This is a genomic window from Jatrophihabitans sp. (assembly GCF_036000465.1).
GTDB lineage: Bacteria > Actinomycetota > Actinomycetes > Mycobacteriales > Jatrophihabitantaceae > Jatrophihabitans.
Map to the genome: position 1 here is coordinate 17,687 of NZ_DASYFV010000054.1, position 22,624 is coordinate 40,310.

Genomic DNA, 22,624 nt, shown 5'->3' on the forward strand with positions numbered 1-22,624 from the left:
GTCGATCACGTGTCCTCGCGCCTGGGACGATCGGGCGATGAGCGGGTCGAGCGATGCCGGTGGGCACGACGCATCCATCCGGGTGCGTGGCGCGCGGGTGCACAACCTGCGCGACGTCGACGTCGACCTGCCGCGCGACGCGTTCGTCGTGGTCACCGGCGTCTCGGGGTCGGGCAAGTCGTCGCTGGCGTTCGGGACGATCTACGCCGAGGCCCAACTGCGCTATCTCGAGTCGGTCGCGCCGTACGCGCGGCGGCTGATCCACCAGGCCGGGGCGCCGGAGGTCCGCGAGATCACCGGGCTGCCGCCGGCGGTGGCGCTGCAGCAGGCGCGCGGCGTGCCGGGCTCGCGTTCGACCGTCGGCACGGTCACCACGCTGTCGAACTCGCTGCGCATGCTCATGTCGCGGGCCGGGACGTACCCGCCGGGCGCGCCGCGGCTCGACTCGGACGCCTTCTCGCCGAACACGCCCGCGGGCGCCTGCCCGCAGTGCCACGGGCTCGGACGGGTGCACGAGGTCAGCGAGCAGTCGCTCGTGCCCGACCCGTCGCTGAGCATCCGCGACGGTGCGATCGCGGCCTGGCCCGGCGCCTGGCAGGGGAAGAACTACCGCGACATCCTCGCGACCCTCGGCTACGACGTCGACCGCCCGTTCGCCGAGCTCGCCGCCGCCGACCGCGAGTGGATCCTGTTCACCGACGAGCAGCCGGTCGTCACCGTGCACGCCGAGCGTGAGGCGCACCGCATCCAGCGGCCGTACCAGGGCACGTACCAGAGCGCGCGGCGCTACGTCCTGCACACGCTGGCCGACACCGCGAGCGCGACGTTGCGGCGCCGGGTGCTGCGCCACGTCGATGTCACCGCCTGCCCCCTGTGCGGCGGCGCCGGGCTGCGGGCCGAGGCCCTGGCCGTCACCTTCCTCGATCGGACGGTCGCCGACCTGGCCCGGCTGCCGGTGACCGCGCTCGCCGACCTGCTGCGGCATGCCGAGGGTGAGGTGGCGGCGACGATCGTGCCCGACCTCCTGGCCCGCATCGAGGTGCTCGGTGAGCTCGGCCTGGGCTACCTCAGCATCGCCCGCTCGACCCCGACGCTCTCGGCCGGCGAGCTGCAACGGCTGCGGCTGGCCACCGCCCTGCGCTCGACGCTGTTCGGCGTCGTCTACGTCCTGGACGAACCGTCGGCCGGGCTGCACCCGCACGACATCGAGGCGCTGCTCGCGGTGCTCGACCGGCTGCGCCGCTCGGGCAACTCGCTGCTGGTCGTCGAGCACGATGTCGCGCTCGTGCGCCACGCCGACTGGCTCGTCGACGTCGGCCCCGGCGCCGGCACGAACGGCGGTCGCGTGCTGCACAGCGGGCCGGTCGCCGGCCTGGCCGACGTCGCCGAGTCGGCCACCCGCCCTTTCCTGTTCCCGTCGGGCGATCCGCCGGCGCACCGGCCGCGCGCGGGCTCCGGTGAACTGCGGCTGCGTGGCATCACCCGGCACAACCTGCGCGACCTCGATGTCGACCTGCCCCTCGGCGTCTTCACCGTCGTCACCGGCGTCTCGGGATCGGGCAAGTCGACGCTCGTCGCCGGGGTTCTCGCCGAGGCCGTGCACGACCACCTCGGGGGCGAGGCCGACGAGGAGGCCGACGAGGGGGAGGAGCGGCCGGCGACAGCGGGCCGGGTCGAGGGGCTGGACGCGGTCGACCGGCTGGTGCAGGTCGACCAGCGGCCGATCGGGCGCACGCCGCGTTCGAACCTCGCCACCTACACCGGCTTGTTCGACGGTGTCCGCAAGCTGTTCGCCGGTACCGACGAGGCGAGGTCGCGCGGCTACGCAGTCGGTCGGTTCTCCTTCAACGTCGCCGGCGGTCGGTGTGACACCTGCCAGGGCGAGGGCTTCGTCGCCGTCGAGCTGCTGTTCCTGCCCGGCACGTACTCGCCGTGCCCGACGTGCCAGGGCGCGCGCTACAACCCCGAGACCCTCGAGGTGCGCTACCGCGACCACACGATCGCCGACGTCCTGGCCCTGAGTGTCGACGCGGCGTCCGAGTTCTTCGCCGACGTCCCCGGAGTCGCGCGCAGCCTGCGAGCCGTCCGCGACGTCGGCCTCGGCTACCTGACGCTCGGCCAGCCGGCCACCGAGCTCTCCGGCGGCGAGGCGCAACGGATCAAGCTCGCCACCGAGCTGCAGCGTTCGCGCCGCGGTCACACGCTCTACGTCCTCGACGAACCGACGACCGGCCTGCACCCGGCGGACACCGCGATGCTCATGCGACTGCTGCACGCCCTGGTCGACACCGGCAACACCGTCGTGGTCATCGAGCACGACCTCGACGTGATCGCGGGCGCCGACCACGTCATCGACCTCGGCCCGGGCGGTGGGGACGAAGGGGGAAGGGTCGTGGCCGTCGGCACCCCGAGCGACGTCGCCGCCGGCGGCCAGGGCTTCACCGCGCGCTACCTCGCGGCGGCGCTCGCCGGCGAGTGAGGATGCGAGAACGTCCGCTTCTCACCTTTGTCAAATGCGCGTTATGTCGTAGGCTGCCGCGGTGTCCCAGCCGTCGCCGCCCCGAGCGCGCCCGCTCGCCGCACTGCGCGGGCGGCCCGGACCAGCGATCGCCGCCGGCCTGGTTCTCGTCGTCGTCGGGACGTTCCTGCCGTGGTTGCGCTCGGGATCCGTCGACCGCAACAGTTACGCCACCGGCGGCGCGCTGCACGACCTGATCGGCGGGGCGGCAAGATCGGCCTCGCGCTGGACGCGTGGCCCTTCGTCAGCCTGACCTGCGCCGCGGCGATCGCGCTGCTCGTCATCGGCGTGACCCGCGCCGGCGCGCTGCTGGCCGCTTTCGCCGCGCTCGCCGCGGGCACCGTCGGAGGTGTCGCGCTCACCGTTCGCAGCGGCTTCACCGTCGCTCCGGCGCGCCTCGGCCCGGCCGTCACCGTGGCCGGCGCCGCGACCACTCTGCTCGTCGCAATGCCCGTGATCATCCTTGGGAGGACCCGTTGACCGACTACTCCGGCTGGCCCCCGCCGCCGCCGAACCAGCCCGGTTACCCGCAGCCGTACCCGCAGCAGCCGAACGCGCCCGGCTATCAGCAGCCGTACCCGCAGCAGTACCCCCCGCACGGGGCGCCGCAGCCGCCGGTGTTCCCGGCGCCGTACCCGCAGCAGCCCCACGGCCCGCAGCAGGGCTCGCCGGGCTACCCGCCGTACGGCGCGCCGCCCGCGCCGGCACCCAAGCGCAAGCGGACCCGCCTCGTCGCGTCGACGGCCGTGGTGGTCGTCGCTGCCGGCGGCATCGCCACCTACGCCGCGATGCAGCTCACCTCCGGTAGCGCCGGCGCGTCGTCGCCGCGGGCGGCGGTGCAGGGTCTCGCCGACGATCTCGGCAGGGGCGATCTCGTCGGCGTGCTCGACGACCTGCCACCGGGGGAGCGGGCGGCCTATGTGACGCCGGTCCTGGACACGGTCAGGGAGTTGCAGCGCAACGACGTCGTCCGCCCGGATGCGAACCTCAAGAAGGTCAGCGGCGTGCAGATCGCGACGTCCGGCCTGACGTTCGGATCGACGACAACGATCAACGACCACGTGCGGGTCGTCGAGATCACCGGCGGCACGCTGCACGTCAGCGCCGATGCGGCGAAGCTGCCGCTCACCCAGCGCTTCCTGTCCGCCACGCACATGCCGACCTCCGGCAGCAGCACCGAGCAGACGGTCGACCTCGCCCGCGAGGCGGCCAAGGCCGGCCGGCCGCTGCGGATCGCCGTCCAGCTCTCCGGTGGCTCCTGGTACCCGAGCCTCTTCTACAGCGTCGCCGACAACGCCGCGACCGATGCGCGTCTGGCTGCGCCGACGGGTGCCGAGCGGATTCCTGACTCGGGTGCCTCGTCGCCGGACGATGCCGTGCGCGGCGTCATCACCTCGCTGCTCACCGGCAAGGTCGCCCAGGCGATCGCGCTGACGGCGCCGGACGAGCTCAGCGTGCTGCACGACTACGGCAAGCTCATCGTCGACCGGGCCACCTACTCGGCCGCGCCGGTGACCCTGCGTTCGATCGCGTTCAAGGACACGCCGGTCGCCGGCGGGACCCGGGTCAGCCTGACGAAGGTCGACATCATCGACCACAGCGGCGGATCCGATCAGGAGGTGTCGATCTCGGTGGACGGATCGTGCATCGACATGACGATGGCCGGGCGCTCGCAGCATCTCTGCCTGGACCGGCTCATCCAGGAACTCACCGGCCTCGCCGCGCCGGCGAACGGTGGCGGCAGCACGCCGCCTGGTGGGTTCGTCATGACGCCCGCCCAGGCCACCGCCTTCAAGCACCTGTTCAGCGGGCTGACCGACATCGGCATCGTCACCACCCAGCACGGCGGTTCCTGGTACGTGAACCCGGTGCGCAGCTACATCGCCGAGGTGCCGAACCTGCTCGCCCACCTGCAGGGCAACGACCTGTACGCGCTCATCGATCTCGGGAACCGGTAGGTCGCGGCAACTCCCGCAGACAGCGCGCGAGCACCCCGACCTGCGCGGCCGACACGGAACCCTCGCCCAGGGCCGCGCTCGACGCGGCGAGGATCGGGGCGAGGGGTTCGCCGGTCACCGTCTGCCGGGCCCCGAGCAGCTGGGCCGCGTCCCCCCGCCGCCGGGCCTCCTCCGGCGCGATCCGCAGCAGCGTGGTCAACAGGTCCAGCGTGGAGCAGCGCGCGTACTCCCCGGCCACACCCGCGCCCCGACCTCCGCGACCACCGCCACATCGACGGCATCCAACCGGCGCCGCTGCACCTCCAACGCCGACAACAACCCCGCCACCTCGACCGAGGACAACGCGGTCAGGTCGGCTTCCAGCAGCCCGTCGAGGCACGCGGACAGCTCCGCGACCTTTCCCGAAACTGCCGTGTCGATCATCGTGCTGATAATTGAACAGGTTCACCGCTACCCGCTCCAGTCGGGCGAAAAGTGTGGATAAGCCAGGGAAATAATCGAACACGACAAGTCCCTGACAGCGAACTGAGAGTGGCTCCAGAATTCGTGAAACCGCGAGCCGACACCGCGACGAACCCCATGAGACGCCGATCACGGTGGTCGGCGCACGAAAGGGGAATCCGTCATGGGATTTGCCAGCATGACTTTGCGGCGAAAGCTGCTGACCGTCGCGTCGGCCGCCGTCGTCGTTACCGGTGGACTCGGGGTAGCGGTGGCCGCCACCGCGACTACCGGCCACCAGGGCATCAACGGGTACGGCATGACGAAGGGGTACTACGCGGGCAAGACCGTGTCGTTCACCTACACGCGCGGCTACTTCTGCGACACGTCGGTGAGGTCGGCCGCGGCCACCGCCTGCGAGGCCGGCCAGAAGTACAACCACGCTCCGGCCAAGAACTTCGACCCGCTGTACATCACCGTGCCGCTCGGCTTCAACCAGCCCGGCGCGATGATCGACTGCCCGAGCAAGCTCGTCTGCATCGACCACCCGGGCACGATGGACCTCACCCGGCTCGAGCCGGCGCTGAAGGGGCTGTACCCGCAGCTCACCGCCGCCCAGCTGACCGCCGCGCTGAAGAACTTCGCCACGCCCGGCCATGACCACTTCCTGACCACGCTGAACCAGGGCGCCGTCGAGTGGTGGGACGTCCGGGTCGTGGGTGTCACGAGCAAGGCGACCTTCGACGACCTGCGCGCGCACAAGTCGACCGGTTACCTGCTGAACCAGATCGCGAAGAAGAACAAGAACATCGTCGGGCCGATCCCGACCAACCTGTTCCTCTTCTTCTACGCCAACCAGGGTTAGCCCGGGACGCCGGTCCGGACGCCCCAGGGCAGCGTCCGGACCGGCGGCACCGTCCCCAACAGATCGGAGGAGATCCGATGTCGTTCCCCACCCCGCTGGAGTCGCGGGTCCGGTGGGTGGCCGCCGCGGCGGTTCTCGTCGCTGCGGCGGCGCACCTCCCGGTGATCGCCGCGCACCTGCAGGAGGCGCCCTACATGGGCGTGCTGTTCATCGTGCTGTCGTCGGCCTGCATCGTGCTCGGCGCGACGCTGATCAGCACCGACCCGCCGATCGTCTACCGGCTCGCCGTGACGACCTGCGGCCTGGCGATGGTCGGCTACGTACTCACCCGCGTCATCGCGTTCCCGCAGTTGGCCGATGACGTCGGCAATTGGTTCGAACCGCTCGGCATCGTGTCGGTGGTCGCCGAGACCGTCGTGGTCGCGTGCGGTCTCGCCGCGCTGCGGGTCAGCGGTTCTCCCAGATCACTAGCGACCGGTAGCCCGACGACGGCGCCGTGAGGGACGTCGAGCAGGCGTAGCCGGTGCCGCCGAAGCACCACGACCGGATCTGACAGTCGCCGCCACCGCGATGCCTGCCGTACGACGGGCCGGCGCAATCGCCGGCGACGAGGCCGCAGTAGCGCTGAACGACGCAGTCAGGCGGTGGCCGCGGTCTCGCGGGCCGGTGCGCTCGCGGCCGGACGCGGTGTGACGATCGCGGTGAGCCGCACCGATGCGACGCCCAGCAGGGTGCCGATCAGCAGCGTCACCAACGTGTCGACGAAGACCCAGGCGACCGGCGTCGAGAGCACGCCGCCGAACGCACCGGTGCCGGCGGTGGCCGGCTTGGCGAGCGCGGCCACGCTGTTGCCGATGCCGCCGCCGTTCTTGGCCCAGCCGTCCAGGCCGGTCGCGATCCACCAGAAGACCGTGGCGGCGAACGCGCCGAAGACCGCGGGCACGTAGTACATGTCGCCGATGCAGGTCGCGACCACGACGACGAACGCGAGCACGGCGACCGTCACCGCGATGCCCCAGAAGTCGGGCAGGTCGGCGAGGGCGGGCGCGACGACCATGAGCAGCAGGCCGCCGACCGTCCCCACGACCGAGGCGATCACGACCTTGGTGAAGGCGGCGGTGTCGGCCCCGGCGGCGAAGAAGAAGCCCCAGGACACGAACGCCGCCGGGACGATGAGGTGGAAGTTGCTCGGCAGGCTCAGCCCGATACCGAGGTCGCCGTCCGTCACCCAGTGAAAGGTGAAATTGAGGCTGAACTCGACCCACAGGGCGGCGAGGAGACCGATCACCAGGGCGAGCGGGACGGCTTGCTTCGCGCGTTCAATCATGCGGCTCATTGTCGGGACGGGACGGACGGTCTCTGGTCTCAATACGCGACAGGTACGGGGAACTCGCCGGATCGCTCCGCGCTGCACCTGCGGCGATTCCGATCTCCCATGAGCGCCGCACAGTTCGCGCTGGGAGACTGCACGGATGACAGCGGTCGGCCTCGCCCCCCAGCGGGTGACCCGCCCGACCCTGATCGCGCCGAGGCGGCGCCTCGGTGTCCTCGTCGCCGTTCTGATGGGCCTGGCCGGGTTCACCGCGCTCGCGCTGTCGCTGGTCGGCACGAACGCCGAGACCGGCCCCGACACCGCCGTCGACGAATGGCTGTTCAGCCACGTCGGGTTCCGGACGGCCACCGTCATGCTGGGGCTCAGCGAGCCGAAGGTGACGACGTCGATCCTCGTGCTCGTCGTGCTGGCCGCGGGCCTCGCGCGCCGGTGGGACGCCGTGGTCTGGGCGGTGATCGCCCCGACGCTCGCCATCGTGCTGGCCGAGGTCGTGTTCAAACCCCTGGTCGGCCGCCGGCTCGTGGTCGACCTCACCGAGGACCCGTACTACGCGACGCACCGGCCGCCGGGCGGCGTCACGCTGGTCGCGGCCCGCGGCTATGCCTTCCCCAGCGGTCACGAGACCGGGGTGACGGCGGTGACGGTCGAACTCGCGCTGCTGGCGCTGCTCGTGCCGATGGCCCGGCGGCTGCGGGCCGCGCTGCTCGTCGTGCTCGCGCTCTGGACCCTGATCGCCGCGGCCGGGCTCGTGCGCAACCACTACCACTTCGCCACCGACACCCTCGGGGCGATCCTGCTGACCGCGGCCTGCGTCGCCGGCGTGGCGCTCGCCACCGACGCGGTGGGCGAGCGCCGCCGTCGCGGTCGAGCTCAGTTCACCTGACGCTCGTAGCCCGCCCAGAACTTCTCGCGCAGCTTGAACTTCTGCAGCTTGCCGGTGGCCGTGCGCGGGAGTTCGGCGACGAACTCGATCCGCTTCGGGCACTTGTAGCCGGCCAGCACCTCGCGGCAGTGCGCGATCAGCTCCCTGTCGGTGATCTCGCTGCCGTCGGTGACGACGAGCGCGGTGACGAGTTCGCCCCACTTCTCGTCCGGCACACCGATGACCGCGACCTCCTTCACCGCGGCGTGCGACATCAGCGCGTCCTCGACCTCGATCGACGACACGTTCTCGCCGCCGGAGATGATGACGTCCTTCTTGCGGTCGGAGATGACGAGGTAGCCGTCGTCGTCGAGGATGCCGCCGTCGCCGGTGTGGAACCAGTTGTCGGCCTGGGCCTCGGCGGTCGCGTCGGGCTGCTGCCAGTAGCCGTCGAGGTTGTGGTTCGAGGCGGTGAGCACCTCGCCCCCGGCGTCGATCGTCACCCGCACGCCGAGCGCGGGCGCGCCGGCCCGGCCGAGCAGCTTGGCGCGGTCGTGCGCGGGCAGGCCGTCCCACTCGCGGCGCTGGCGGTTGACAGTTACCAGCGGCGAGGTCTCGGTGAGGCCGTAGATCTGGATGAACTCCCAGCCCAGCTCGTCGAGCACCCGCTCGATCGTGCGTGTCGGGGGAGGGGCCCCGGCCACGATGATCCGCACGCGGTCGCGGCCGGGGATCTCGCCGTCCCAGTTCGGGGCGGCGTCGAGGGCGGCGGCGATCACGGCCGGCGCGGCGCACATGAGGGTGACGCCGTGCCGCTCGATGCGGCGCAGGATCTCGGTGCCGTCGACCTTGCGCAGCACCACGTGCTGCCCGCCGACGCCGGTGATACCGAACGGCATGCCCCAGCCGTTGGCGTGGAACATCGGCAGCGTGTGCAGGTAGACGTCGCGGTCGCTGATGGTCGTGTGCAGGCCGAACACGGTGGCGTTGAGCCAGTTGTTGCGGTGGGTGAGCTGCACGCCCTTCGGCCGGGCCGTCGTGCCCGACGTGTAGTTGATCGTCGCGGTGGCGGCCTCGTCGCGCTCGGCCCACGGCCGGGGCTCGGTGTCGGGCAGGTAGAGGTCGTCGTCCTCGCCGAGCAGGAACTTGTGGGGAACGTCGAGCGCGTCGAAGATCGCCTTCTGCTCGGGGTCGACGTAGACGACGTCCGAGCCCGAGTGCTCGACGATGTAGGTGATCTCGGCCCGGCTGAGCCGGAAGTTGATCGGCACGAGCACCCGGCCGTAGCCCGACACCCCGTAGAAGGACGTCAGCAACCGGGCCGAGTTCTGCGACACGAACGCCACGCGCCCGCCGACCGGCACCCCGAGCCGGTCGAGCTTCGCCGCCTGGCCCCGCGCGTTCGTCGCCATCTCGCGGTAGGTCAGCTCGCCGAGGCTGCGGGCCGGCTGGTCGGGTTCGTCGACGATCGCGACGCGGTCGGGGTAGACGTGCTCGGCCCGATCGATGAAGTCGTTGACGGTCAGCGGGTAGTACACGTCGCAAGCCTCCGAATCACGGCCGCCCGGAACGGCCCCATCGCGATTACACCGACATCCGGCACCGCGCGCCATACCCGAATGGACGGTCGCACCCTCCCCGGACGGAGATACCGAAATGTCGGAAGTCGGGGCCAGGATGGGCAGGTAGGAGGTCGATGACGCTCCCCGGGATCGACGACGGGACCGCTGCCGAGGCGGTCCCGCTCCGTCGCCTGCCCCTGTGGTGGGCCGCTGTCGCCCTCCTCTTCGGCGCGGCGTTCGGCACCAACGTCGCCACCCCGCTGCTCCCGCTCTACCGCGCGGCGCTGCACCTCTCGCCGTCCGACGTGAACGCGATCTTCGGGGTCTACGCGCTGGGGCTGGCGCCGTCGCTGCTGCTCGGCGGACCGGCCTCGGACCGCTACGGCCGGCTGCGGGTGCTCGTGCCGTCGGTCGTGCTCGCGGGCGGGGCGTCGCTGCTGTTCCTCGTCGGCTCCGACGCCACCGCGCTGCTCTACGCCGCCCGCTTTGTGCAGGGGCTCGCCTCGGGGGCTGCGTTCAGCGTCGGCAGTGCCTGGTTGCAGGACATCGTCGGCGCCGACCATGCCCCGGCCGCGGCCCGCCGCGCCTCGCTCGCGCTCAACATCGGCTTCTGCCTCGGCCCGCTGACCTCGGGCCTGCTCGCCGGCTACGGGCCCGACCCGCTGACCCTGCCCTTCCTGGTGCACGCGGTGCTCGTCGCGCTGATGCTGCTCGTCGCGGGCGCCATCGGCGGCCGGGCCGCGTGGAGCGGCGATCACGGCGGGTGGCGCGGGGCCAGCCTGCGTCCGCGCACCGGGCTCGACCGGCCGGCCCGCCGTACCTTCCGGCGCACCTTGATCCCGACCGCCATCTGCGTCTACGCGTTCCCGTCGGTGACGATCACCGTCCTGCCGCTGCTGCTGAGCCACCGCGACCATCTCGTCGTGTTCCTCGGGGTGTTGGGCGCGGTGACGCTCGGCATGGGGGCGGTCGTGCAGCCGTTCGCCGCCCGCCTCGGTCGCTACCGCGGGGCGGTCGGCGCCGCGCTCGGGGCGGCCGGCTACGCGCTCGGTGCCCTCGCGGCCGCGCCCGACTCGGCCGGGCTGGTGTTCCTGGGCGGCGCGTCCCTCGGCGCTGGTGGCGGGCTGTGCCTGAACGCCGGGCTGACCCTCGTCCACGAGCTGTCGACGCCCTCGACCCGCGGGGCGTGCAACGGGTTGTTCTACACCTGGGCCTACGTCGGCTTCTCCGCGCCGCTGCTCACCACCGCGTTCGTGACGACCGACCACCTGGTGCGGCCGATCCTGGTGCTCACCGGGCTGTCGGCCCTCACCGCGCTGTGGCTGGCCCGCTCGGCCCGGTCGGCGCGGTCGGCGCGGCTTCCGGTCGCGCACCCGGCCGGGGCAGACTGAGGCATGGTCGACTACGAGAACATCACGGTCCGGCGCGAGGGCGACTTCACCGCGGTCACGCTCGCCAATCCGGGCAAGCGCAACGCGCTGGCCCGGCAGACGCTCGACGAGCTGATCGACGCGTTCACCACGGTCGGTGCGAGCGACACCCTGGGCGTCGTCCTCGCCTCGACCGGCCCGGTCTTCTCGGCCGGGCACGACTTCGCCGATGTCGTCGACCACGAGCACGCCGAGGTGCGAGCCCTGCTGGTCACCTGCACCCGGCTGATGAACCTGATGCAGGAGATCCCGCAGCCGGTCGTCGCCCGCGTCCACGCCCTGGCCACCGCGGCCGGCTGCCAGCTCGTCGCGAGCTGCGACCTCGCCGTCGCCGCCGAATCGGCCGGCTTCTGCCTGCCCGGCGGCAAGGGTGGCTGGTTCTGCCACACCCCCGCCGTGGCCATCGCCCGCAACGTGGGGCGCAAGCGGGCGCTGGAGATGGCGCTCTCGGGCGACGTCGTCGACGCCCGCACCGCGGCCGAGTGGGGCCTGGTCAACCGGGTGGTGCCCGACGAGCAGCTGGACTCCGCGGTGCAGGACCTGCTCGAGCGGGTCACCCGCGGCAGTGCCGAGAGCAAGGGGCTGGGCAAGCAGGCGTTCTACGCCCAGGTCGACCTCGACCAGCCGAAGGCCTACGCGTACGCCGTTGAGGTCATGGCCGCGGCGAGCCAGTTGGACGACGCCGCCGAGGGCATGCACGCGTTCCTCGGCAAGCGGAAGCCGGAGTGGAGACGCGGTCGCTGATTCCGGTGTGACCGGGTTCGGCGCGATCCGATCCGGACAGACCACCCATACGGCGATGTGCCGGAACTGGATGCCGTTGATCTGACCCCCGACCCGACCGAAACGACTGCGACCCCGGGAGGATCTCCCGGGGTCGCAGTGTGTTCAGGATGTTCTAGCGGACGGCCTTCTGCGCCTTCTCCTTGGCGGTCGAGGCGGCCTCGGAGGTGGCGTCGACGAAGCGCAGCGACGCCTCACGCGCGGCGTAGCGGGCCTGGCGGGCGCGCTCGGCCGCGATCGGGCCGTACTCGTCGCGGGCGTCCAGCGCCGCATCGCGCAGGGTCTTGGCCTTCCCGGCGACGACCGGCGCGTACTCGTCGCGGGCGTCCAGCACCGCGTCGCGCAGGGTCTTGGCCTTCCCGGCGACGACCGGCGCGTACTCGTCGCGGGCGTCCAGCGCGGCCTCGCGCAGCTGCTTGGCCCGGGCCGCGACGACGGGGGCGTACTCGTCGCGGGCGTCGAGTGCCGCCTCGCGCAGGGTCTTCGCCTTCTCGGCCACGACCGGCGCGTACTCGTCGCGCATCCCGGCCAGCCGCTGGGCCGCGACGTCGGACGCGTGCTGGGCCTTCTTCAGCGCGTCGGACTTGCGGGCCTTCTTCTGGGCCTTGTCCAGCGCCTTGCTCGCGCGCTTGGTGAGGTCGGCCTGCGTCTCGCGGGTGACCGCCAACGCGTGGGCCCGCGCCTCGGCGCGGGCCTGCTTGGCCTCCTTGCGGGCCTTGCGGGCGGCCTTGCCGTGGCGGCGCTCGGCGACGGTCGAAGCGATCTCGACCTTCTTGTCGTGCGCGGGCTCGAACACGGAGTCGGCCATCAGCCCGACGCCCATGCCGAGCATGAAGACGTCCTTCGCGACGCCGGTGCCCTGCGGGGTCGGCCGCGGGCTGCCGTCCTCGTGCATGCTCGGGGTGTTCCAGTACATGTTGAGCAGCGCGCCGGAGAAGCCGGCCAGCGCCGCGCCCGCCACGAACGGCGGGACGAGGGGGAGCAGCAGCGCGCCGCCGAGGGCGATCTCGCCCGCACCGAGCGCCTTCGCGAACAGCTTCGGGTCGACCTTGTCGAGGAAGCCGTACGTGCCGGTCGCCAGGCCGTGCAGCTGCTTCGCGGTGGCCTCGTCGACCCCCAGCTTGCCGACGCCGGAATTGACGATGAAAGCGCCGCTGACTGCGCGCATCGGGGCGCGCCGCATCTTGGCGGACAGACTCATGACGGTTTTCCTCCTGAAAGTTCGACTCCGTCGAGTCATACCCAGGCCGAGCGCGTCATACCCAGGACGGCAGCCACATGTGCGCGTGCCACTGGTCGTAGGTGAGCAGGCCGCCGGTGAAGATCGGCCACATCCACGCGAAGTCGACGGCGACCAGCGCGAGGTAGGTCGAGATCCCGGCTATCCCCCACACCCGGCGGCGCCGGGCCCGGTGCGCACGGGCGGCATCGGGTTCGGGGCCCAGTGCCGGGCCGAGCATCACGCCGAGGGCGAGGGTGACCCCGATGACCAGGAACGGCACGAACGGCGCCATGTAGAAGAGGAACATCGTCCGGGCCAGGTTCTGGAACCAGAACAGCCACCCGGCCAGGAACGCGACCCAGACCGCTCCGGCCCGCCAGTCGCGGGTGGTGATCCAGTGCCACGCGAGCCACAGCAGCATCGGCGCGAAGGCCCACCACATCAGCGGGGTGCCGATCAGCAGCACCTCGCGCGAGCACGACGACGCGCCGCACTGGGTGGACGATCCGTCGTAGTAGAAGTCGACCGGCCGGCCGAGGACGAACCAGCTCCACGGGCTCGACTGGTAGGCGTGCCCACTGTCGAGGCCCTGGTGGAACCGGTAGGCGTCGAGGTGGTACGAGCCCAGCGAGCGGATCGGTCCGGGCACCCAGCTCCAGTCGAAGGGCACCTTCAGCCCGAGCAGGTTCAGGTGCGTCGACGCCGAGTGCGAGTCGGCCCAGTGCCGGTTCCACGAGTTCTCGCCGGTGAACCAACCGAGGTAGGTGAACAGGTAGGTGGCGACCGGCGCGACGATCAGCGAGCCGAGCGCCGGCAGCATCGAGCGCCGCAGCAGCGACCCGGCCGGCTTGCGCACGCCGGCCGACTTGAGGGCGGCGCGGTCCCAGACGATCGACAGCACGGCGAAGGCGAGGAAGAAGGACAGCGCGGTCCACTTCACCCCGCAGGCCAGCCCGAACATGACACCCGCGAGCAGGCGCCACGGGCGCGGGCCGAGCGACGGCGCGCCGGCGCTGAGGTCGGCGCCGTCGGCGATCAGCCGGGCGAGCCGGGCCCGCATGCGGTCGCGGTCGACGACGAGGGCGCCGAACGCGGCGATGACGAACAGCTGCAGGAAGATGTCGAGGATCGCGGTGCGGGCGAGCACGAGCGACATGCCCTCGAAGGTCATCAGCAGCCCGGCGATGAAGCCGAACAGGTTCGAGCGCATCATCCGGCGGGCGATGCGCATCACCAGCACGACGCCGAGCACCCCGGCGAGCGCGGGCGCGATGCGCCAGCCGATCGAGTTGGTCAGCCACTGGTTCGACCCGCCCGGGCTGTCCCACAGCTTCTCCGACAGCGCGATCAGCCACTTGCCCACCGGCGGGTGGACGATGAACATGTAGCCGCGGTTGTCCTCGTAGCCGTAGCGCAGCATCTCCTGCGCCTCGGTCGCGTAGTAGACCTCGTCGAAGTTGAACCCGGTCTTCGGGATCGAGTTCCGGCCGGGCGGGAAGCCCAGCGCCCAGAACCGGGTGACGACCGCCCCGGCGGTGACGAGCAGGGTGAGCACCCAGCCGATGATCGGGTGCGGATCGTCCCACGGCGCGAGCGCCGCCGGCACCGGGCGCGACGGCTCCGGCGGGTCGGCCGGGGCGTCCTCGGGTTCGACGGCGTCTGCCGGTGCCTCGAGCGTCGCCGTCACGCCGTCGATAGTAGGGGGCGGCCCGGGCAATAGGGTTCGTCCGTGGACCTCGACGGCACCGTCATCCTCGCGGCGACGCCGCTGGGGCAGGCCGGCGACGCGTCGGCCCGGCTGCGAGCCGCGCTCGCGAGCGTCCCGATCATCGCCGCCGAGGACACCCGGCGCCTGCACCGGCTGTGCACCGACCTCGAGGTCACGCCGACCGGGCGCGTCGTGTCGTTCTTCGACGCCAACGAGTCGGGCCGGGTGCCCCAGCTCCTGGAGGCCCTGCGCGCGGGCGAGGACGTGCTGGTCGTGACCGACGCCGGGATGCCCTCGGTGTCGGACCCCGGCTACCGGCTCGTCGCGGCCGCGGTCGCCGAGGGGCTGCCGGTCACCTGCCTGCCCGGCCCGTCGGCGGTGACGACCGCGCTCGCGGTGTCCGGGCTGCCGGTCGACCGGTTCTGCTTCGAGGGCTTCCTGCCCCGCAAGCCGGGGGAGCGGCGCCGCGCGCTCGAGGCGCTGGCCGCCGAGCCCCGGACGATGGTCTTCTTCGAGGCGCCGCACCGGCTCGGGGCCGCCCTCGCCGACCTGCGCGACGCGTTCGGCCCCGACCGGCCGGCCGCCGTGTGCCGCGAGCTCACCAAGACCTATGAAGAGGTGCGCCGGGGCGGCCTCGGCGAGTTGGCCGGCTGGGCCGCGGGTGACGTCCGCGGGGAGATAACCGTAGTCGTCGCCGGTGCCGTCGCCGGCGCCGACGAGTCGAACCCGGCCGACCTCGCGGCCGAGGTCGCGGCCCGCGAGGCGGCCGGACAGCCCCGCAAGGAGGCCATCGCCGAGGTGGCCCGGGCGCGGGGCGTGCCGAAGCGCGCGGTCTTCGACGCCGTGGTCGCGGCCAAGCGCTGACGACTCGCGCGAACCGGGTCGCCCGGCCTCACTAGGCTTGCCGGGTGACCAACCAGCATGTTCTGACGGCCGTCGCGTGGCCGTACGCCAACGGGCCGCGCCACATCGGACACGTCGCCGGCTTCGGCGTCCCGTCCGACGTCTTCAGCCGCTACCAGCGGATGGCGGGCAAGAAGGTGCTGATGGTCAGTGGCACCGACGAGCACGGCACGCCGATCCAGGTGCAGGCCGACAAGGAGGGCGTCACCCCGCGCGAACTCGCCGACCGCAACGCGCTGATCATCGCCAAGGACCTGCAGCAGCTCGGGCTCTCCTACGACCTGTTCACCCGGACGACGACGCAGAACCACTACGCGATCGCGCAGGAGATCTTCCTCGGCCTGCTCGCCAACGGTTACGTATTCCCGCAGACCCAGATGGGCGCGATCAGCCCGTCGACCGGGCGCACCCTGCCCGACCGCTACATCGAGGGCACCTGCCCGATCTGCGGCTACCCGCACGCGCGGGGCGACCAGTGCGACAACTGTGGCAACCAGCTCGACCCGATCGACCTGATCGACCCGGTGAGCAAGATCAACGGCGAGACGCCGAAGTTCGTCGAGATCGAGCAGATGATGCTCGACCTGCCGGCCTTCGCCGAGGTGCTGGCCACCTGGCTCAAGAAGCAGACCCACTGGCGTCCGAACGTGCAGAAGTTCAGCCTGAACCTGCTCGACGACCTCAAGCCGCGCTCCTACACCCGCGACCTCGAGTGGGGCATCCCGGTGCCGCTCGACGGCTGGCGTGACCGCCCGGACAAGTCCATCTACGTGTGGTTCGACGCCGTCGTCGGCTACTTGTCGGCCTCGATCGAGTGGGCGCAGCGCACGGGCGACCCCGAGGCCTGGCGGGCCTGGTGGCAGGACCCGGATTCACAGTCCTATTACTTCATGGGCAAGGACAACATCGTCTTCCACGCGGAGATCTGGCCGGCGATGCTGATGGGCTACTCCGGCATCGGCGCCAAGGGCGGCGAGCCGGGCTCGCTGGGCGCGCTGAACCGGCCGTTCGAGGTGGTGTCGAGCGAGTTCCTGACCATGGAGGGCAGGAAGTTCTCGTCCTCGCGCAACGTCGTCATCTACGTGGGGGACATGCTGTCCCGCTACGACCCCGATGCGCTGCGCTACTACCTGGCTACGGCGGGTCCGGAAACACAAGACACCGACTTCACCTGGTCGGAGTTCGTCCGGCGCAACAACGACGAGCTGGTCGCCGGCTGGGGCAACCTGGTCAACCGCACCGTCTCGATGACGGCCAAGAACCTGGGTGCCATCCCCGAGCCGGGCGCGCTGACCGACGCCGACCACGCCCTGCTGGCCTCGTCCCGGGCTGCGTTCGAGTCGGTCGGGGCCCTGCTCGCGAAGTCGCGCCAGAAGGCGGCGATCGCCGAGGCGATGGGAGTCGTCTCGACCGCGAACAAGTATCTGTCCGACATGGAGCCGTGGAAGCTGAAGAACAGCGACCCCGAGCGCATGGCGTCGGTGCTGCATGTCGCGCTGCAGGTGGTCGACGACGCCAAGACCCTGCTCACCCCCTTCCTGCCGTCGTCCTCGACCAAGGTCCACCAGCTGCTGCACGGTGACGAGCGGTGGGCCGCGATGCCCGACCTGGTCGAGGTCGACGAGGAGACGGCGGTCGGCTCGCCGTCGTACTCGGTGCTGATGGGCGACTACGACACCGGCGCCACCTGGGAGTCGCGGCCGATCGAGGCCGGCCGGCCGCTCTCTCCTCCGACGCCGGTGTTCACCAAGCTCGACCCCTCGGTGGTGGACGAGGAGCTGGCCCGGCTCGCCGGTGAGTGAGCGGGCGGCAGCGGCCGAGCCGCTGACCACGCCGGTCCTCGACGCGCACGCGCACCTGGACGCGATGGCCCTCCGCAGCGAGGTCGCCGCCGATGCCGCGTTCGTCGCCGGCGTCATGGCCGAGGCCCGGGCCGTCGGCGTCCATGCCGCCGTGACGGTCGGCGACACGGTCGCGTCGTCGCGGTGGTGCGTCGCCGCAGCCGGCGAGCACCCGGACGTCTACGCCGCGGTCGCCGTGCATCCGACCGAGATCGCCGGTCTCGACGACGCCGGCTACGCCGAGCTCGAGCGGCTCGCCCGCGACCCCCGGGTCGTCGCCGTGGGCGAGACCGGGCTCGACTACTACTGGGACCGCACCGACCCGGCCGAGCAGCAGGAGCACTTCCGTCGCCACATCGCCCTGGCCAAGCAGGTCGGCAAGGCGCTGATGATCCACGACCGCGACGCGCACGACGACGTGCTGCGCATCCTGCGCGAGGAGGGCGCCCCCGAGCGCGTCGTCTTCCATGCCTTCTCCGGCGACGCCGCCATGGCGCGGGAGTGCGCGGCCGCGGGCTACGTGCTCTCGTTCCCCGGCGTCGTGACCTTCAAGAACGCCCCTGCCCTGCGCGAGGCGGCGGCCGTCACCCCGATCGAGCACCTGCTCGTCGAGACCGATGCCCCCTTCCTGGCCCCGCATCCCTTGCGCGGGCGGCCCAACGCCCCGCGGCTGCTTCCGCTCACTGTGCGCGGACTGGCCGCGGCCGCCGGCCACGACGTCGACGCGCTCTGCGCGGCCGTCACGGCCACCGCTCGGCGCGTGTTCGGCATCGTCCTGACGTGACCGGACCGCGACCGGAATGCGGGCCTTAAGACCCTGATTTCGAGTCGCGTGGTGGCCCTCACAAAAGTGCTTGCAATAGCAGGCACGGAGGCTCGAAACCGTCTTCCTGGGTGGGGTCGAGGAGTGGTTGAGGGCTCACTGATGAATGCGATGCAGCCCCCGGATCTTGTGGGGTCGAGGCCGCCGGCCCGTCGTCCGATGATCTTGCCGGTGCGGGGCGGCGCGGCTGTAAGCGCTGCCGGTCGGGATGCGTGGCCGCCGTCGCAGACACCCGGACAAAACGGGCAGGGCGCGGCCCGCGGGTTTGGAGGCGGCCGGAAACGGTCGTTACGTTGACGTGACCAAATGAGTGCGCGAAGCGTGCGACTCACGTTAGGAGTTCCAATTGCGTCGCAGCGTCAAGTACGGCCTCTACGGTGCTGTTCTGGCCGGAGTCGTGGGTGGCACCGCCGCCTTCGCGACCGCCGCCAGCGGCACGCCCATCACGGTTGTGGTGGACGGGCAGACGAAAACGATCACGACCTCTGCGAACGATGTGCAGGGCGCTCTGAAGACCGCGGGCTACCGCGTAGGAGCACACGACATCGTCGCGCCCGACCTTCACGCCAAGATCGCCGACGGCAGCAAGATCGTCCTCAAGCGCGGACGGCTCCTGCACCTGATCGTCGACGGCACGGAGAAGAACATCTGGACGACGGCGCCCACCGTGGCGCTGGCGCTCGACCAGCTGGGTTACCCGGCGTCCGACTTCGTGTCGGTGTCGCGGTCCAAGCGGTTGCCGCTGAACGCCACCAGCATCGAGCTGCGGGCGCCGAAGACGGTGACGGTCAAGCACGACCGCACGAGCGAGCGGGTCATCACGACCGCCCCGACCGTGGCCCAGCTGCTGAGCGAGCTGCACATCAAGCTCGGCGCCCATGACCGCGTCAAGCCGGCTGCGACCACGCAGGTCACTGCCGGCACGACCGTCGTGGTGCAGCGGGTCACGCTCAAGCGCTCGAGCGAGCACGAGACCCTCGATTACCAGACGGTGCAGCAGAACGACTCGTCGATGTACGAGGGCGACACCAAGGTCATCACGAACGGGCAGGAAGGCTCGGCGTGGGCCACCTACTCGGTGGTGTTCGTCGACGGCAAGTACGCCGGTCGGACCCTCCTGTACCGCACGGTGACGGCCCGGCCGACCACGCAGGTCGAGAAGGTCGGCACGAAGCAGAAGCCGGCGGCCCCGGCGCCGGCGGCCAGCTCGAGCGGTCTGAACTGGGACGCCGTCGCGGCGTGCGAGTCGGGCGGCAACTGGTCGATCAACACCGGCAACGGCTTCTACGGTGGCCTGCAGTTCGACTACGGCACCTGGCTGTCCAACGGTGGCGGGGCCTACGCCCCGCGGGCCGACCTGGCCACGCGAGAGCAGCAGATCGCGATCGCGACGAAGGTGTACGACGCCCGGGGTTCCAGCCCCTGGCCGGTGTGCGGTGCGAACCTCTGAGGTGAGCCTCGCCCGGTGAGCCGAGCTCACCGACAAGCACGCGGGCGGCCGCGGTCATCGAGAGGTGACCGCGGCCGTTCCGCGTCCGGCGACCCCGGGTGTCGGGCAATTCGTGACGGTGTGGCCCGTCTGTCCCCAGCCGGTGTGTACCTGCTCGCCACCCATCCGTTACAGTTCCGTGACCCCCCGCCCAGCGAAGGCGCATCCCGCGGAGACCCCGAGGAGCTCGCTCAGTGCTGCGAAGCATGAGATACGGCCTGCACGGAGCCGTCATTGCCGGACTGATCGCCGCACCCGTGGCGTGGCACTCCGTCGACAAGACCGTGAAGCTCGTCGTCGACGGCACGACCACCACGGTGCACACCACGGCCGGCCGGGTCGGGCAGGTTCTGGCGGCGAAGGGGTACCACCCGGACGCGCACGATCTCGTCGCGCCGTCGCCGAATGCCTCGCTGTCCGACGGCATGAAGGTCGTGCTCCGCCGCGGGCGGCTGCTGCAGCTGAACGTCGACGGCCGGCGCACCGAGGTCTGGACCACCGCGCCGACCGTCGAGATCGCCCTGGCCCAGCTGGGCTACACCACCACCGACTTCGTCTCGGTGTCGCGCTCGCGGCGCCTGCCGCTGGGCGTCACCGACATCGCGATCCGCACCCCGCGCATGGTCACCGTCGTGCACGACGGCACCCGCAACCAGCTGATGACCACGGACGGCACCGTCGGCCAGGTGCTCGACGACATGGGCATCCTGCTCCGCCCGCAGGACCGGGTGTCGCCGGCGCTGCCCACGGTGCTGTCGGCCTCGCAGACCATCACCGTGCAGCGCCTCGGGTCGACCGTCATGGTCCGCTCGAAGTCGGTGCCCTACAGCACGTCCCGCGTCGCCGACGGCACGATGCCCGCCGGCACGACGAAGGTCCTCACCGCGGGGCGGGACGGCCTGTCCAAGCTCACCTACTCGGTCGTCTACGTCGACGGCAAGGCCATCGGCACCACCCTGCTGAGTTCCGTGCTCGTGCTCAAGCCGCGCACCGAGGTCGTCAAGGTCGGCACCCAACGGGTCGTCACGCAGCAACTCGCCGGCGGCTCCGCGCCGAGCAGCGGTGGCAGCAGCAGCAGCGTGCCCACCGCGCCGGCCCCGAGCCCGGGCACGGCCAAGGCGATCGCCCAGCAGATGCTCACCAATGAGGGCATGGGTCAGGACCAGTACGACTGCCTCGTGCAGATCTGGAACCACGAGAGCGGCTGGCGCGTGCACGCGGCGAACCCGAGCGGGGCGTACGGCATCCCGCAGGCGCTGCCCGGCTCGAAGATGGCGAGCGCCGGCCCCGACTGGCAGAACAACGCCACCACCCAGATCACCTGGGGCCTCGGCTACATCAAGTCGCGCTACGGCACCCCGTGCGGCGCGTGGGCGTCGTGGCAGGCCAACGGCTGGTACTGACGCAGCTAGGGTCGTCCCGGTGACGACGGCGCTGCTCGGCCCGGCCGAGATCCGGGCGCTGGCCGACCGGCTCGGCGTGCGCCCGACCAAGACGTTGGGCCAGAACTTCCTGCACGACCCCAACACGATCCGGCGGATCGTGCGCACCGCCGACCTGGCGCCGGGCGAGCGGGTGCTCGAGGTCGGGCCCGGGCTCGGCTCGCTGACCCTCGGCCTGCTCGAGGCGGGGCACCCGGTGACGGCGGTGGAGATCGATCCCGTGCTCGCCGCGGCCCTGCCGCAGACGGTGGCCGAGCGGGTGCCGGCGGCGGATCTCACCGTGGTGCTCGGCGACGCGCTGCGGCTCGACCCGCTGCCCGGGCCGCCGCCGACGGCCCTGGTCGCGAACCTGCCGTACAACGTGGCCGTGCCGGTGGTCCTGAACCTCCTGGCCGCCCTGCCGTCGCTCCAGCGGGGTCTGGTGATGGTGCAGGCCGAGGTCGCCGAGCGGCTCGCAGCGCCGCCGGGGTCGAAGGTCTACGGGGTGCCCAGCGTGAAGGCCGCCTGGCACGCCGCCACCACCCGCGCCGGCGCCGTGCCGCGGATGGTGTTCTGGCCGGTGCCCAACGTCGATTCCGGCCTCGTGCGCCTCGTCCGCCGCGACCCGCCGGCCACCACCGCCACGCGCGACGAGGTCTTCGCCGCCGTCGACGCCGCCTTCGCCCAGCGGCGCAAGACGCTGCGGGCCGCGCTCGCCGGGTGGGCCGGCTCAGCCGCAGCGGCCGAGGACGCGCTCCGCGCGGCCGGCATCGACCCCAGCGCGCGGGGAGAGACGCTCGACGTCACCGCCTTCGCCCGCCTGGCCGCGCACCGCCCGTCCCGCTGACCGCCCCGCCCGCGAGCTGCATGCTCGGGCGGGGCCGGGGCGCGGCGGTGGCACGAAGATCGTGGCGGTGCTGGGAGCGGCGGGGCCACTAAGCTGCCCGGCGTGACGAATCCGGACCAGCCGCACGACCCCTGGACGAAGAAGGGCGCGGGCGACCAGCCGGGCGAGCCGCCCCAGGGTGGCCAGACCTACGGCGCCCAGCCGTACCCCGGCCAGCAGTACCCGCAGGAGCCGTACGGTCAGCAGCCGTACCCGCAGCAGCCGTACAGTCAGCAGCCGTACCCGCAGCAGCCGTATCCGGGCCAGCCCTACGGCGGCGCGCCGGGTTACCCGCCCTACGGCTCGCCGCAGGGCGCCTACGCGGCGATGGTCAACTTCCCGAAGCCGACCGGGTGGTTCATCGTCACCTGGCTGTTCCTGTGGCCGCTGGCGATCTACTCGCTGGTCTCGGCGTGGAGCAACATCGATCGCGCGCTCCTGGTGGGCGACTACGCCGGGGCGCAGTACCAGGCGGGCCGGGTGCGCAAGTTCGGCATCATCTCGCTCTGCGTCAGCATCGGCATCTACGTGCTGATGTTCACGCTGTTCTTCGTCGTGTTCGCGGCGTCGACCTCGTCG

Annotated in this window: 21 protein-coding genes; 15 read left to right on the top strand and 6 right to left on the bottom strand. The window is 71.7% G+C overall.

The annotated features are described in order from the left end of the window. Nucleotides 1–37: 37 nt before the first annotated feature. The 3 genes from uvrA (at nt 38) to VGN18_RS16860 (ending at nt 4,476) form a co-directional block, all read left to right on the top strand. Entirely contained in the window at nt 38–2,479 is a 2,442-nt protein-coding gene (gene uvrA / locus VGN18_RS16850; RefSeq protein WP_327540874.1) for an excinuclease ABC subunit UvrA, read from the top strand. A 171-nt stretch (nt 2,480–2,650) separates the two neighbouring features. After that, the gene (locus tag VGN18_RS16855; RefSeq protein ID WP_327540875.1) at nt 2,651–2,998 is read left to right on the top strand and encodes a hypothetical protein; all 348 of its coding nucleotides are present in this window, start codon (nt 2,651–2,653) and stop codon (nt 2,996–2,998) included. Then, on the top strand, nt 2,995–4,476 hold the full coding sequence (locus VGN18_RS16860) for a hypothetical protein (protein WP_327540876.1): 1,482 nt from the start codon (nt 2,995–2,997) through the stop codon (nt 4,474–4,476). The genes VGN18_RS16855 and VGN18_RS16860 overlap by 4 nt, the downstream gene beginning before the upstream one ends. On the opposite strand, the gene VGN18_RS16865 is transcribed toward VGN18_RS16860, so the two are convergent. Then, nucleotides 4,454–4,675, bottom strand: a complete 222-nt coding sequence (locus VGN18_RS16865) for a hypothetical protein (RefSeq protein ID WP_327540877.1) — start codon at nt 4,673–4,675, stop codon at nt 4,454–4,456. The genes VGN18_RS16860 and VGN18_RS16865 overlap by 23 nt on opposite strands. Beyond that, nucleotides 4,672–4,899 (bottom strand): hypothetical protein, encoded by a 228-nt coding sequence (locus tag VGN18_RS16870; RefSeq protein WP_327540878.1) that lies wholly within the window; start codon nt 4,897–4,899, stop codon nt 4,672–4,674. The genes VGN18_RS16865 and VGN18_RS16870 overlap by 4 nt, the downstream gene beginning before the upstream one ends. 217 nt (nt 4,900–5,116) lie before the next feature. Here VGN18_RS16870 and VGN18_RS16875 point away from each other — a divergent pair, with 217 nt between their 5' ends. Next, nucleotides 5,117–5,782, top strand: coding sequence for a hypothetical protein (locus tag VGN18_RS16875; RefSeq protein ID WP_327540879.1), 666 nt, complete (start codon nt 5,117–5,119; stop codon nt 5,780–5,782). A 77-nt stretch (nt 5,783–5,859) separates the two neighbouring features. After that, entirely contained in the window at nt 5,860–6,282 is a 423-nt protein-coding gene (locus VGN18_RS16880; protein ID WP_327540880.1) for a hypothetical protein, read from the top strand. 137 nt (nt 6,283–6,419) lie between these two features. On the opposite strand, the gene VGN18_RS16885 is transcribed toward VGN18_RS16880, so the two are convergent. Beyond that, nucleotides 6,420–7,109 (bottom strand): DUF1097 family protein, encoded by a 690-nt coding sequence (locus VGN18_RS16885; protein ID WP_327540881.1) that lies wholly within the window; start codon nt 7,107–7,109, stop codon nt 6,420–6,422. A 145-nt stretch (nt 7,110–7,254) separates the two neighbouring features. Between VGN18_RS16885 and VGN18_RS16890 the strand changes: the two genes are divergently transcribed. Beyond that, nucleotides 7,255–7,998 carry a phosphatase PAP2 family protein gene (locus VGN18_RS16890; protein WP_327540882.1) on the top strand — a complete coding sequence of 248 codons (744 nt, stop codon included), beginning with the start codon at nt 7,255–7,257 and terminating at the stop codon, nt 7,996–7,998. Here the strand turns inward: VGN18_RS16890 and VGN18_RS16895 are convergent. Beyond that, a complete protein-coding gene (locus tag VGN18_RS16895) occupies nt 7,986–9,515 on the bottom strand; it encodes an AMP-binding protein (protein ID WP_327540883.1) in 1,530 nt (509 codons plus the stop codon). The two genes, VGN18_RS16890 and VGN18_RS16895, sit on opposite strands and share 13 nt — an antisense overlap. 158 nt (nt 9,516–9,673) lie before the next feature. On the opposite strand from VGN18_RS16895, the gene VGN18_RS16900 reads away from it, so the two are divergent. After that, nucleotides 9,674–10,930 carry an MFS transporter gene (locus VGN18_RS16900; protein WP_327540884.1) on the top strand — a complete coding sequence of 419 codons (1,257 nt, stop codon included), beginning with the start codon at nt 9,674–9,676 and terminating at the stop codon, nt 10,928–10,930. 3 nt (nt 10,931–10,933) lie between these two features. Next, the gene (locus tag VGN18_RS16905) at nt 10,934–11,713 is read left to right on the top strand and encodes an enoyl-CoA hydratase-related protein (RefSeq protein WP_327540885.1); all 780 of its coding nucleotides are present in this window, start codon (nt 10,934–10,936) and stop codon (nt 11,711–11,713) included. A gap of 154 nt (nt 11,714–11,867) precedes the next feature. Here the strand turns inward: VGN18_RS16905 and VGN18_RS16910 are convergent, their stop codons facing one another. Continuing rightward, nucleotides 11,868–12,953, bottom strand: a complete 1,086-nt coding sequence (locus VGN18_RS16910; RefSeq protein ID WP_327540886.1) for a hypothetical protein — start codon at nt 12,951–12,953, stop codon at nt 11,868–11,870. Between the two features lie 55 nt (nt 12,954–13,008). Then, entirely contained in the window at nt 13,009–14,661 is a 1,653-nt protein-coding gene (locus tag VGN18_RS16915; protein WP_327540887.1) for a dolichyl-phosphate-mannose--protein mannosyltransferase, read from the bottom strand. A gap of 42 nt (nt 14,662–14,703) precedes the next feature. Between VGN18_RS16915 and rsmI the strand changes: the two genes are divergently transcribed. The 7 genes from rsmI to VGN18_RS16950 form a co-directional block, all read left to right on the top strand. After that, a complete protein-coding gene (gene rsmI / locus VGN18_RS16920) occupies nt 14,704–15,546 on the top strand; it encodes a 16S rRNA (cytidine(1402)-2'-O)-methyltransferase (RefSeq protein ID WP_327540888.1) in 843 nt (280 codons plus the stop codon). Between the two features lie 44 nt (nt 15,547–15,590). Then, nucleotides 15,591–17,387: a methionine--tRNA ligase gene (gene metG, locus VGN18_RS16925; protein WP_327540889.1), complete on the top strand. Its 1,797-nt coding sequence runs from the start codon at nt 15,591–15,593 to the stop codon at nt 17,385–17,387. Further along, on the top strand, nt 17,380–18,210 hold the full coding sequence (locus VGN18_RS16930; protein WP_327540890.1) for a TatD family hydrolase: 831 nt from the start codon (nt 17,380–17,382) through the stop codon (nt 18,208–18,210). Before metG ends, VGN18_RS16930 begins: the two co-directional genes overlap by 8 nt. A 385-nt stretch (nt 18,211–18,595) precedes the next feature. Next, a complete protein-coding gene (locus tag VGN18_RS16935; RefSeq protein ID WP_327540891.1) occupies nt 18,596–19,699 on the top strand; it encodes a ubiquitin-like domain-containing protein in 1,104 nt (367 codons plus the stop codon). Nucleotides 19,700–19,932: 233 nt separating this feature from the next. Continuing rightward, nucleotides 19,933–21,141 (top strand): ubiquitin-like domain-containing protein, encoded by a 1,209-nt coding sequence (locus VGN18_RS16940; RefSeq protein ID WP_327540892.1) that lies wholly within the window; start codon nt 19,933–19,935, stop codon nt 21,139–21,141. Between the two features lie 19 nt (nt 21,142–21,160). Then, on the top strand, nt 21,161–22,006 hold the full coding sequence (rsmA, locus tag VGN18_RS16945) for a 16S rRNA (adenine(1518)-N(6)/adenine(1519)-N(6))-dimethyltransferase RsmA (protein ID WP_327540893.1): 846 nt from the start codon (nt 21,161–21,163) through the stop codon (nt 22,004–22,006). 102 nt (nt 22,007–22,108) lie between these two features. Next, nucleotides 22,109–22,624: CD225/dispanin family protein (locus tag VGN18_RS16950; RefSeq protein ID WP_327540894.1), on the top strand; the 516-nt coding region annotated here is incomplete at its 3' end.

Excerpts from the sequence above, each read along its gene's own strand:
- uvrA (WP_327540874.1), top strand. The coding sequence starts at position 38 with ATGAGCGGGTCGAGCGATGCCGGTGGGCACGACGCATCCATCCGGGTG.
- VGN18_RS16870 (WP_327540878.1), bottom strand. The coding sequence starts at position 4,899 with ATGATCGACACGGCAGTTTCGGGAAAGGTCGCGGAGCTGTCCGCGTGC.
- VGN18_RS16875 (WP_327540879.1), top strand. The coding sequence starts at position 5,117 with ATGACTTTGCGGCGAAAGCTGCTGACCGTCGCGTCGGCCGCCGTCGTC.
- VGN18_RS16880 (WP_327540880.1), top strand. The coding sequence starts at position 5,860 with ATGTCGTTCCCCACCCCGCTGGAGTCGCGGGTCCGGTGGGTGGCCGCC.
- VGN18_RS16885 (WP_327540881.1), bottom strand. The coding sequence starts at position 7,109 with ATGATTGAACGCGCGAAGCAAGCCGTCCCGCTCGCCCTGGTGATCGGT.
- VGN18_RS16890 (WP_327540882.1), top strand. The coding sequence starts at position 7,255 with ATGACAGCGGTCGGCCTCGCCCCCCAGCGGGTGACCCGCCCGACCCTG.
- VGN18_RS16900 (WP_327540884.1), top strand. The coding sequence starts at position 9,674 with ATGACGCTCCCCGGGATCGACGACGGGACCGCTGCCGAGGCGGTCCCG.
- VGN18_RS16905 (WP_327540885.1), top strand. The coding sequence starts at position 10,934 with ATGGTCGACTACGAGAACATCACGGTCCGGCGCGAGGGCGACTTCACC.
- VGN18_RS16910 (WP_327540886.1), bottom strand. The coding sequence starts at position 12,953 with ATGAGTCTGTCCGCCAAGATGCGGCGCGCCCCGATGCGCGCAGTCAGC.